The following is a 10,079-nucleotide window of genomic DNA, read 5'->3' as shown; positions in this document are numbered from 1 at the left end:
ATCAAACGCCCACCCTCAAAGAGGATGGGCGCGTGGTGACTTACGACATGATGACGTCCTACTTCTTCTCCGCGCTGGCTTCCTTAGCCGGAGGCGGCTTCATGCCGACGGTCAACTGGCGGATTTTAAACGCGCCGCCTTCACGTATGTCGATGGCGCCCCAGAACACCGTGACCTTCGTGGCGTCGCCGCTCTTAGGGTCCTTACCGAAGATGTCGGTCTCGCCGTTGGCAACGACCAGATCGCTGTTGATGACCGACATGTTGCCGACTCTGATCTCAATATGATCGGTGCCGTTCTTGAAGTTGTTTTCGTATACGGTCTTGAGATCGGAAAACACGCCGCCCGGGTTGATCTGGACCCCGTCCTTTGTATAGAGCGCAGCGACACAGGCCGCGTCTTTCTTGGCGACGCAGTCGGTGTAGGCGACGGCTAATTTTTCGGCCTCCTGCTTGACCGCATCGGCCAGTGCCGGCGCAGAGATGAAGGCGGAAGAACACAATGCCAAGAGCAATGAACGTCGCTTCATAACAACTTCCCCTCTGATTGTGATGCACAATTGCATCGCGACGTCCTCCTGACGTAGGACGTCGCGTTGCATTTGTTCCGAGGGGCATTCTTTCATTAGGCTGTAATACTATCGGCTGACGAGTATATGCCGTTTTGCACGGCTTGGCACGCGCCAACCTTGATCATCGAGGACGGGGGCGGGGATTCCTGGAGAATGCGGCGGAGTGCGGTCGGGAAAGACAGGCAAGTTGACGCATGTGGCAATGAAAGTGTCTTGCTCGACGCGCGATGGCCTACTTGTTCATCACGTCCGCCAAGAGCCGTCAGCCAATTTGCAGTGTGCCGACAGCAGGACGCAAGAGAACGCGCTCAGCAGCTAGTTGATGTCAACGAGATCGAGCGGCCCCGACGGTATTGCACGTCGGGGCCGTTCAAGCTCATAAGGCTCGGGTACATCCGCCGTGTCTTCTGATCATTGATGTCGCCGATTACGCCACTTGATTTTGGGCAAGATGTGGCGAGCGCGCGGCGTCGAGCTGCTTACATTCCGCCCGAAAGCGCTCGGCGTCCACTTCGGCCTTGCGCCAGTCTGCCCGGCGCTGTTGCTCAATCGCCAAAGCCTTGCGTGTCTCAACATCCCAGATGATCTGATCGATCTCGCGGCCATTGAGCGTCCGCTTGGTGAGTAGCACCGTGGACAGGGCGATCACGACATCGCCATAGGGCATCCACAAGCTTGTCCTTCTCAAACCGACGCTCGTTTTTCCTTGCGCAGCAATGTGAACAGGTTCACGTTGGGGCTGGCCAAGAGCGTCTAGAATTTGCGGGGCGTCAAAGATATTTTCAGCAGATATTTAAGAGGAGAAACGGCGATGGCCCAACACAGCGTCAGTACTCCAGTCATAAATCGTGCTCCAGGTTCACTCGCGTTTTCACTGGTCCTTGCCGCGATGGTAGCATGTGGCCTCTATGCAGCCTTCATCGCTGTTCCCGCCATGCGCGCGGCGGCACAACAGCAACTTGTGCAGGCATTAACGGATGAGAATCGTTCGTTTTGCGAGAAGTTTGGAATGCGTCTCGGGAGCAGCGAATTTGTTGCGTGCAGCGAAGGCCTAGCGATTGTTCGGCAAAAAGAAGCTGACCGCGACAGCGCCGCGGCGAACGGCTTTTAGCGTTCGCCTGCTGTTTGGTTGTGCTGCGTGCACCAAGGCGCGAGCATATGGTTTTCCGCTTTGCCTTCGAACTCGGAGATTACCCGACGCCCAGACTCGGAAGTCGAACTACGCGCATCGCGACTTCCGCTTTTCCCAAAACAGCAGACTAACAGCGCTACGAACTCCTTGATGCGCTAGAGCATCATCGGCAGTTAGTGCAGCGTGGCGGACGGCCGCTCCGTCATCGCCTCGACAAAATTGCCGCAAGCGGTCCATCGCTTTTCTGCGCCACACCTCCAGCTCGACGGCGTATTTGCGCAAGGCCGCACGAAACTCTTCTCCGTCAATGTCGGCACCGCGAGCAAGCAGACGGCGCGCATAGGCAGTTAACGCAAGATCGCGATGGCGGCACAGCTCGGCGTTTGCTTCATCCAGTACTTTCATTTTGTGCCCCGCTTCACAGCCAGTCGCCAAAAATTTCCGCCTTCACCCGGCCGAATGCCGGTGTTTTGCGCGTCGGCATGCCAAATCGAGCCCGCATGTGTGACGAAGGAACCCGGCGGATACGTCCGCGATGCATCCCAATGCCCAAGTAACGCAGTGTCGGGCGCGACTCGAGTTCCTTGATCCGCTCTCTCAGCGGCGTGATTGCTGCCAGGACGAAATCGGGCCGATCACTGGGGCCAGCGATTTGACGAGGCCTTCGATCTCGGCTCGCCGCTGGGGCGAAACCTGCGCTTCGATCGCCACCACTGCACCACCTTTCACCGGTCTTTTTGGCCTTCTCCTAAACTCCTATAGAAGCGCTATTCGTACTCTCTCTTAAGAGATTTACTGGTGATACTGGTGCAGTGGTGATTACGCCTGCGGCACAGCGGTTTCTTGCATCACCACTGCGTCGGCGGCGGCTGGTGCGAGCTGCTTGAGAGTGGTGATATTGCTGCCCGGCTCAGTCTCGGCGGCCTTCTTGCGTGCGTCGATCTCCTTTTGGCGGGCGTCCTGCACCAGCTCGTCCTTCGTCGGCGGTCGCACATAGAACCACACGCGCTTGTCCTGCGGCTTGCCCTGCACTTTGATCTCGACCGTGAGCTGCTTCCGCTTCCAGCCGAGCCGTTTCATGCAGCGGGCGACCCGGTTCATGGCGGCCTGATCCCACTTCACCTCGTCGAGGCCGATGGCGTTCTTGAACACGTGCTCAATCAAATCCGGTACGCGGGGTAATCCGGAGGCTGATGCAGACGGCTTTCGAGATAGTTGGCAATCAGCGGCTCGCACGGGTCGGCCTGGAAGCGGCCTTCCTGCTCCAGTTCAGCCTTTGCAGCGGCAGCCTTGCCGGTCTCGCTGTCCGTGAACCACCACGCCACGCCCGCTTCATAGAGAATGCGGGCCTCGGCCCACAGCATGTCACGATCACGCTGCAAGCCTTCGATGTCGATCTTGATCACGCTCACCGGCAGAAACCGACGGGCACCGGTCCAGTCCTTCAGATAGTCGTTGCAGTTGGTGGTTCCGATGAAGATGCAACTGCGCGGACGTTCGATGATGCGCTTGCCGTATGGCGGCCGGAAGCGATCATTGAAGCGCGAAATGAACGATTTGATCCGCGAAGCCTCCGTCTTACTGATAGCGTCCAGCTCGCCGACCTCGATGCACCAGACACCTGCACATTGCATAGAGGCATCCTTACTGCCGAATTGCTCGATGTCGTCGGTGAACCACGGATAGAACAGCGTCCGGACGGCGGTCGATTTCAGCAGGCCCTGCGGGCCTTCGAGGATCACCATCATATCGACCTTCTCGCCGATGCCGAGAATGCGAGCGATGGCGCTGATCATCATGTTGCGCCAAGGTCATCGCCGGGCTCGAAAGCGCCAAGGAAAGCGACAACGTCATCTCGCTGCACCCCAAGGCGCTCGATCGTTACAAGCGCGCTGTTGTGGAACTGGCCGACGAGTTCAAGCGCGGCACGCCGACCGAGTTTGCGACCATCCGCGAGCTGGTGACGGCGATCATCGTGCATGCCAGCCCAAGCCGGCCGGGCGGAATCGGGACCAAAGCCAACGCAGAAGATGACCGGAGCGTTCGGATCGACATCAAGGGCCGCCCGCCGCGTTGTGCGGCAATCCGGGCCTCTTTCCGAACATGGCTATGTCGGGGGGAACGTTGGTAGCGGGAGACCGCTACCGCTTTTGCCCACACGGCGCAAATCTGCGATATTTCCTCCGATCCTCCGCCTAAGCTTAGTTTGTGGGCCCTCGCATACGAGGGAGCTACGGGCCCCGGCATAAGAGCCCTATCGGTTAGCAGCACCGACGAATGCTGCATATCGCCAATGGCTGGATGGCGACAATGCCGCTGGTGCTTGGCCAAGGGGAGCTGTTCCGAGGGGCTGAAGCTATGACCTTGCCGGCACTTCTGGTCGGGGGCAGTTGCGCCCAACGGGGTTGATAACGGGCGCGAGAGTTCCAGCACCATCGAAGAAACTTCTGAAAACACGAAATTTTTGCTTGCTCGGTCGGGCAAAACAGTGGTTCATAAGGCGCTGGTCCTAGCAGACGAAGGAGCCAGCCCCGATGGCAAATGAAGTCGACACTTCCTCGGAACTGTTCAAAATTGCGAAGCTGAATGGTGATTTCCGGAGGAACTACGGGCACGCTCATCGGAGCGATTTTGTATCTCCGCACCGTGGCCGCCGCCCGCCGAAGCCCTTGGCTTTGGGCCAGCCTTATTTCGATCGGTTGTTCAGCGGCGCTGACCTACTTGGGGCGGCATGGTTGATTTTGCCAGCGTTGCAGTGATTGCTCCAAACAACGCACCCTTTTCCGCGTAAAGCACGCCTCGATGTCGACGAAGGGAATCAGATGAGAGCCAGAGGTAGCGTCCTGCTCTCAACGGGGAAGACAACAGCACGTAGTCCTCGATCTCCCGATTCGCCGCATTCAACCGCATCACGGCAAGTAGGCCCGATGAGATCTGCCTTCGGTAGGCTTTCCATTGCGCAGCGTGGTCCTTTCCTCGATGCGCCAGTCGTCGCGCGACGAGAAACGAAATCACGCGCGCCTCCGATATCAAGCCCTATGCCGTCCGGAACAAGATCAGCCTGGAGATCAAGGCCGGTTCGCAGCGCTTCCGCGAGTTCGGTGGCATGCCTCGATTGTTCGGCGGCCCAATAATCCCGGGTATCGATCCAGTCGCAGTCGCGCGGCGACACATATCCGATCAGCGCATAGGCCTTCCGCAGCGAACCGAAGTGCGTCACGTACGAAGAGACGTGATTGAGACCCAGCGTCGTATTGATGATGTGCGAATTGAGTTTACCGCGCCGGCGGAGCGTGAGACGAAGGCGCGACAGCATCTCTTCTTCCGGAATCTCCACGCGGCGCGCGGCCAGCAGCTTCTGGGCGCGAGCGAAGATGCCTTCGTCCACAATAGGCTCGATCGCCGCAGCCCCCCCGGACCCAAGCGTTATCCGGATTCTTGACCAGCTTCTGCCCCAAGCGTCTTGAGGTGCGATTGTAGACGGTCTTGCCGATGTAGTTCTCGTTCCCGAGAATGGTGGGTATCATGCCGTCGGTCCAGGGCCGACCGTTGTGATTGGCGATGCCCGCGTCGTTCAGTTGGCGACTGATGTCGCTGTAGGATTTCCGGCAGTTGACGAACTGATCGAAGATTTCCCGGATCACGGCGGCCTCTTCGGCCGAGCCGTGCTGCAGCCGAACGCGATCCGATTGCAGAGCCTTGAATTGTCCCTTTGAGAGAAGGGCCTTCGGATGCTCGCTTTCGTCGACCATCAAGCGTCGGAGGCCGTAGCCGACGGGAGCGCCAACGCGGTATCCAAGGCTCGCGACCCGGCAGTGTCCGGCGTGCACCTTGACGGAGAGCTCCCGGCTCCACTCGGCGGCCATGCCGCGCTTCAAGCTTTTCGCGATCCCGGAAACAAACGTGCCGTCGTTCTTGAAGATCTCCGCGCAGTATTCGACCTGGACACCGCTCCGCTTGCACAGGAATTCGTAGTAGGCACTCTCGTCGACATCTTGGAACCGGCCCCAGCGACTGACGTCGTAGACGAGGATGTGGTCGAAGTCGGCTCGGCCCGATTGAACATCTTCGATCAGTTCGACGAGACCAGGACGTCCCTTGATCCGGAGGCCGCTGCGGCCCTCGTCGCGATAGGTGCTCACAATCGTGAGCGTGTTCGCCTCAGCATAGGCTGCAATGGCCGCCATCTGGTTCTGGTCGAGTAGCGCTGCAGCTCCCTCAACATTCGAACGTACTGCGCAGCGCGGCGCGCTCGGGTCCGTCTCGCCAAGCTTGTCCCTTTGGGAACAACGAGCCAGTTACCCATGCACCCCTCCTGCCACTTCAGAGGTACCCGCGAGTGCAAATACACCTTCCGTGCTCGGCATAGCAATGCTGAACAGCTTGCAGAGCACTGGGGCGCGCCTCACGCCGGCGCCGGAAGTTGGCTTGTGCACCGCTCGCGGAACGCGGGGACAAACCTCAGCCCTGCCGATTAGGCGCTCGACGCCAGCAGGCGAGTTCCGGTCACTCGCCAGCGGATTCTGCTCGCAGGAGGCGACGGCGCGCGCATTTTCTCCGCAAGCGATGCGACAGTGAAGCTCGCCTGCCAGGTCGCGCGCCTCGTCGACTGGTCGGCGACGCTGGAGTCCTTGGCAGAATTTGGATCACCAGGGTGCTGGACCTCGGTCCGGGACAGGCGCTGGCCGAATTGATGCGATCGTTCCGTCCCGACATCCGCTGCTACGCGGCCGATGGATTTCATACATTGGCCGGGCTCCGAAACTGGCTCGCCTCTCCATAGCCAAGATGCCAACCCCGTGTCTCAGCCAGGCTGATCTATGCAGCTCCAATAGCACGTGCGCAAAAAGGGTAGGATCGCTCAACCACCGATACCGATATTCGGTTTAATTTGCGATCTGACTGACGCCCTTGCGTCCCGAACGCAGTGAGCATCTTTTAAGTTATTGATATTTCTTGATGTGGCAGTCGTTTCCGTCCCGTTTTGTTCACGGTCGTTTCACCCAATTCGTTGCGATTTCGTTGCGGCGTTCTCAGGGAGAACGAGCAGCAGTTGTTTGGTCGCGCGGCTGGTTCCAACGAAATAATACGCGGGCACTGGCCCAGTTCGACAGCCCAGTGTGCGTCGTAGGTTCAAATCCCGGAGGCGCAACCACCGATATCGACGTTCGCTATTTGTCGACATTTGACGTTGGTTAAATCCGCTCCAAATTCTTTCATCTAATTATGCAAGCGATACGTTTCCGGGCAATTTTCAACGTTGGACGTTTCATTCGATACTCGTTCGACACTCGCCTCGTTACGGAAATCCACATCGGACCTACTCGACAATGACGATTAACAAGGTCGACGGCTGCTGGCCTCAGGCTGACTGCCTCCTTATTCACTCCAGCACGTCAGACACTATCTGTGGTCCTTGCACTCGCCATTGCAGAAGGGAATACGCCGGATCGGACTCCGGGTGATGTTCGAACACACCGACGACATCGGCTCCAATCACGACCTTCTGTAGTGGATCGCCCAGCAGATTGCCCACCATGCGTACGCCGCCGGCCCGCGGAATCTCGACAAGTATGGCGAGGTAGGCACCGTGTTGCCGGAGCGCCGCATGCGAGGGATGCCAGACCCGCTCCCAGCTGAAGATCCGGCCGCGCGGCTCGACTTCAGTCCAATCCGGATCAAAGGCATGACAGCGATGACAGATCCACTCGGGTCCAAACTGCCAGGTATCACAATGGCTGCATCGCTGCACCAGAAGCCGGCCCTGACGCATTCCTTCCCAGTAAGGCGCTGACAGGCCATCGGCCTCGGGCACGGGAATTGGCAGGCCCGAAGGAAGATACGTCGAGCTTGCATCAGCAGTCATAACGTCGCCTCCGAGCCAAGAAGCAGGTCGCTGACGGGCGTCACCATCGGACCTCCAATGACCATCGCCACGTCATTCCTTTGCACCGGGCTCGTAGACGTGCCGCGCACCTGGCGCACGGCCTCCAGCACGAGCTCGAAGCCGTGCATGTAGCATTCGGCCAGATTCCCTCCGCTAGTATTGAGCGGCAGGCGTCCAGACGGCGCCGTCAGGTTTTCGACGGTCAGAAAGTCATTGGCTTCCTCCGGCTTGAAGAAGCCATGCTCTGCCAGAGCCATCACCACACCGCCCGTGAAGTTTTCGTAGCATTGAACCACGCCGACATCGAATGGACCAAGGCCCGCCATCCGGTAGAGGTCAGGCGCAACCGTGTCGAAACTCGCGCTGGCATAGAGCGGAGAATTGTGGGGCATCGCTCCCGTCCGATATCCGGAACCGACCGCCGCACCGAGCACGTAGACCGGCTTGCTTCGGAATTCTCGGGCTCGCTCCCCAGGTACGAGCACGAGCGCGGCGGCGCCGTCGTTTTCCATGCAGCAGTCGTAGAGATGGAACGGCTCGGCGATCCAGCGCGACGCGTCATATTTGGCCGCGTCCAACGGCTTGCCATACATAACTGCACGCGGATTGGCCTGCGCATGATGGTAGGATGCCAGCGCAATTGCCCGCAGCGCGTCCTGCCGCACGCCATGCTCGTGCATGTAGCGGCGCACGCGCATGGCAAAGCGCTGTGGAGGCGCCAGCACGCCATACGGCATCAGGTACGCTTTCTCGCCGGAGATCGTGTCGATGCCGGTGGTCTGCCCGAATCGGCCGTACTGGCCTTGCGCGAGCGAGCGAAACACGACGACGCAATCTGCGAGACCGGCCATGATGGACGCGGCGGCATTGGCAATAGCTGCGCAGCAGCCGCCGCCTCCTCCGCCCCATTGCATGGTCGTCGCACGAAGCTTTCGCGTACCCAGCGCTGCGGCCAGCCGTGATGCATCGCTTCGCTCGTCGCTGTAGGAGGCAAATCCGTCGATCTCGCGCGGATCGAGCCCTGCATCCGCGCAGGCCGCCAGGATCGCCTTCAGAGCCAGCTTGAACTCCGGATCCGGCGATGCCCCATGGCGATGATAGTCCGTCTCGCCGATCCCGATGACGGCGACGCGGCCCCTGAGCGTTCGTTGGGCTTGCGCCCGCACCATCATGGCTTGCCGTCCTGCCGTGGCGGTCTTGCCGCATCGGCACCGAACGCTCCCGCCTCCGTCAGCCGTGCGAGGCGCGCGTCGTCATAGCCCAGCAGCTCGCTCAACACGCTTTCGGTGTGCTGTCCGACCGCGGGTGCCGCAACGGGATCGACGATCGGCGTGCGTGAATACCGGATCGGCAGGTTGACGTTCGGAACCCAGCCCAGAGTGTCGTGCGGAATTCGGGTGACGAGGCCGCGCTCGCGCGCCTCGGCTGACCGGATCGCCTCCCCGACGGTCCGCACCTGTCCGCAGGGGACGCCGGCAGCCCGCATCCGCGATTGCCAGTGAGGCCAGGGTTGCTGCGCAAATGCACCGCCAAGGATCGCAAACAGCTCATCCCGTCGCTGGATGCGATCGGGCCCCGTCGCGTAGATCTCGGCCACGGCGAGATCGGCCCGATCGATCACTTGCGACATCAGGCGCTGAAAGATCTTGTCATTGCCGCAATTGATATAGAAGGAGCAATCCTGCGCCTGAAATACACCCGATGGGCAGGTATCCGGGCTCGTGTTACCGTGGCGCTGCGGATTCGCGCCGCTGAACAAATGCTGCATTGTGGCATACCCGGTCATCAGCACAGCATTGTCGAACAGCGATACCTCGACAGCCTGTCCCATGCCGCTCCGCTCGCGGGCGACGAGGGCGCCGAGGATCGCATTGCAGGCCATCATTGCCGTGCTGATATCCATGACAGGCGATAGCGCCCGCACCCCCTCGCGATCGGCATAGCCGTTCATGGATACGAAGCCACTCTCGACCTGCGCGATCGGGTCGAAACCGAGCCGGTCCGCAAATGTCCCCTCTCGTCCATAGGCCGACACCGAGCAATAGATGATCTTGGGCCTGATCTTGCGGCAGGCCTCATAGTCCAGCCCGAACCGCTCCATGACGCCGGTCGAGAAGTTCTCGACGACGACGTCCGCAGTTGCGACCAATTCGCGCGCAATCGCAACGCCCTCCGGCGACTTGAGGTCAAGGGCAACGCTCTGCTTGTTGCGGTTGGTCCAGACGAACGGCGCGCCGTGCTTGAGCTCCGGATGCACGGGCGGATAGCGGCGAAGATCGTCACCGCGACCGGGCGCTTCGATCTTGATGACCTCGGCACCCATGTCCGCCAGGATCATCGTCGCAAAGGGCCCGGCGATGAAGTGGGAGAAATCGACGACCCGTATCCCCTCAAGCGCTTTCGGCGCATGAGATGGGCGCGGCGTATGCTCGGGAAAGTCCACTTCGATGTTGTCCAACATTATGCTTATCCAGTGATTTTGTCGTCAG

Annotated in this window: 13 protein-coding genes; 3 read left to right on the top strand and 10 right to left on the bottom strand. The window is 60.0% G+C overall.

The genetic code is table 11. The annotated features are described in order from the left end of the window. Nucleotides 1-58: 58 nt before the first annotated feature. Both IVB13_RS22575 and IVB13_RS22570 read right to left on the bottom strand, forming a co-directional pair. Nucleotides 59-529, bottom strand: a complete 471-nt coding sequence (locus tag IVB13_RS22575) for a nuclear transport factor 2 family protein (RefSeq protein WP_247490636.1) — start codon at nt 527-529, stop codon at nt 59-61. Nucleotides 530-998: 469 nt separating this feature from the next. After that, a complete protein-coding gene (locus IVB13_RS22570) occupies nt 999-1,238 on the bottom strand; it encodes a hypothetical protein (protein WP_247441471.1) in 240 nt (79 codons plus the stop codon). A 144-nt stretch (nt 1,239-1,382) separates the two neighbouring features. Between IVB13_RS22570 and IVB13_RS22565 the strand changes: the two genes are divergently transcribed. Then, nucleotides 1,383-1,682, top strand: coding sequence for a hypothetical protein (locus IVB13_RS22565; RefSeq protein WP_247490634.1), 300 nt, complete (start codon nt 1,383-1,385; stop codon nt 1,680-1,682). 108 nt (nt 1,683-1,790) lie between these two features. Here the strand turns inward: IVB13_RS22565 and IVB13_RS22560 are convergent, their stop codons facing one another. From IVB13_RS22560 to IVB13_RS22550, 3 genes are all read right to left on the bottom strand, one after another. Next, nucleotides 1,791-2,108, bottom strand: coding sequence for a hypothetical protein (locus IVB13_RS22560; RefSeq protein WP_247441467.1), 318 nt, complete (start codon nt 2,106-2,108; stop codon nt 1,791-1,793). A 414-nt stretch (nt 2,109-2,522) separates the two neighbouring features. After that, nucleotides 2,523-2,855, bottom strand: a complete 333-nt coding sequence (locus tag IVB13_RS22555; RefSeq protein ID WP_247490632.1) for a hypothetical protein — start codon at nt 2,853-2,855, stop codon at nt 2,523-2,525. A gap of 8 nt (nt 2,856-2,863) precedes the next feature. Continuing rightward, complete coding sequence (locus IVB13_RS22550) at nt 2,864-3,499, bottom strand: virulence-associated E family protein (protein ID WP_247490630.1); 636 nt, start codon at nt 3,497-3,499, stop codon at nt 2,864-2,866. A gap of 101 nt (nt 3,500-3,600) precedes the next feature. On the opposite strand from IVB13_RS22550, the gene IVB13_RS22545 reads away from it, so the two are divergent. Together IVB13_RS22545 and IVB13_RS22540 are read left to right on the top strand one after the other, a co-directional pair. Next, nucleotides 3,601-3,834 (top strand): hypothetical protein, encoded by a 234-nt coding sequence (locus IVB13_RS22545; protein ID WP_247441463.1) that lies wholly within the window; start codon nt 3,601-3,603, stop codon nt 3,832-3,834. A 403-nt stretch (nt 3,835-4,237) separates the two neighbouring features. Further along, nucleotides 4,238-4,462 carry a hypothetical protein gene (locus tag IVB13_RS22540; protein ID WP_247384962.1) on the top strand — a complete coding sequence of 75 codons (225 nt, stop codon included), beginning with the start codon at nt 4,238-4,240 and terminating at the stop codon, nt 4,460-4,462. A 59-nt stretch (nt 4,463-4,521) separates the two neighbouring features. Here IVB13_RS22540 and IVB13_RS22535 read toward each other — a convergent pair whose 3' ends face one another. The 5 genes from IVB13_RS22535 to IVB13_RS22515 form a co-directional block, all read right to left on the bottom strand. Continuing rightward, complete coding sequence (locus IVB13_RS22535; protein ID WP_247490627.1) at nt 4,522-5,019, bottom strand: hypothetical protein; 498 nt, start codon at nt 5,017-5,019, stop codon at nt 4,522-4,524. Beyond that, nucleotides 4,979-5,890 carry a recombinase family protein gene (locus IVB13_RS22530; protein WP_247490625.1) on the bottom strand — a complete coding sequence of 304 codons (912 nt, stop codon included), beginning with the start codon at nt 5,888-5,890 and terminating at the stop codon, nt 4,979-4,981. Before IVB13_RS22530 ends, IVB13_RS22535 begins: the two co-directional genes overlap by 41 nt. Before the next feature lie 1,196 nt (nt 5,891-7,086). Further along, on the bottom strand, nt 7,087-7,569 hold the full coding sequence (locus IVB13_RS22525) for a zinc ribbon domain-containing protein (RefSeq protein ID WP_247490623.1): 483 nt from the start codon (nt 7,567-7,569) through the stop codon (nt 7,087-7,089). Next, the gene (locus IVB13_RS22520; protein ID WP_247490621.1) at nt 7,566-8,762 is read right to left on the bottom strand and encodes an acetyl-CoA acetyltransferase; all 1,197 of its coding nucleotides are present in this window, start codon (nt 8,760-8,762) and stop codon (nt 7,566-7,568) included. The genes IVB13_RS22525 and IVB13_RS22520 overlap by 4 nt, the downstream gene beginning before the upstream one ends. Next, nucleotides 8,759-10,051 (bottom strand): CoA transferase, encoded by a 1,293-nt coding sequence (locus IVB13_RS22515; protein ID WP_247490619.1) that lies wholly within the window; start codon nt 10,049-10,051, stop codon nt 8,759-8,761. The genes IVB13_RS22520 and IVB13_RS22515 overlap by 4 nt, the downstream gene beginning before the upstream one ends. Nucleotides 10,052-10,079 lie beyond the last annotated feature (28 nt).

Origin of the sequence: Bradyrhizobium sp. 17 (assembly GCF_023073515.1) — a bacterium.
GTDB lineage: Bacteria > Pseudomonadota > Alphaproteobacteria > Rhizobiales > Xanthobacteraceae > Bradyrhizobium > Bradyrhizobium canariense_D.
Note: the sequence above shows the minus strand (reverse complement) of the source record. Positions and strands in the feature narration are given on the sequence as shown.

Bases quoted from the DNA above. Each gene is read 5' to 3' on its own strand.
- IVB13_RS22575 (WP_247490636.1), bottom strand. From the start codon at position 529: ATGAAGCGACGTTCATTGCTCTTGGCATTGTGTTCTTCCGCCTTCATC.
- IVB13_RS22570 (WP_247441471.1), bottom strand. From the start codon at position 1,238: ATGCCCTATGGCGATGTCGTGATCGCCCTGTCCACGGTGCTACTCACC.
- IVB13_RS22565 (WP_247490634.1), top strand. From the start codon at position 1,383: ATGGCCCAACACAGCGTCAGTACTCCAGTCATAAATCGTGCTCCAGGT.
- IVB13_RS22560 (WP_247441467.1), bottom strand. From the start codon at position 2,108: ATGAAAGTACTGGATGAAGCAAACGCCGAGCTGTGCCGCCATCGCGAT.
- IVB13_RS22550 (WP_247490630.1), bottom strand. From the start codon at position 3,499: ATGATCAGCGCCATCGCTCGCATTCTCGGCATCGGCGAGAAGGTCGAT.
- IVB13_RS22540 (WP_247384962.1), top strand. From the start codon at position 4,238: ATGGCAAATGAAGTCGACACTTCCTCGGAACTGTTCAAAATTGCGAAG.
- IVB13_RS22535 (WP_247490627.1), bottom strand. From the start codon at position 5,019: ATGCTGTCGCGCCTTCGTCTCACGCTCCGCCGGCGCGGTAAACTCAAT.
- IVB13_RS22530 (WP_247490625.1), bottom strand. From the start codon at position 5,890: ATGGCGGCCATTGCAGCCTATGCTGAGGCGAACACGCTCACGATTGTG.
- IVB13_RS22525 (WP_247490623.1), bottom strand. From the start codon at position 7,569: ATGACTGCTGATGCAAGCTCGACGTATCTTCCTTCGGGCCTGCCAATT.
- IVB13_RS22520 (WP_247490621.1), bottom strand. From the start codon at position 8,762: ATGATGGTGCGGGCGCAAGCCCAACGAACGCTCAGGGGCCGCGTCGCC.
- IVB13_RS22515 (WP_247490619.1), bottom strand. From the start codon at position 10,051: ATGTTGGACAACATCGAAGTGGACTTTCCCGAGCATACGCCGCGCCCA.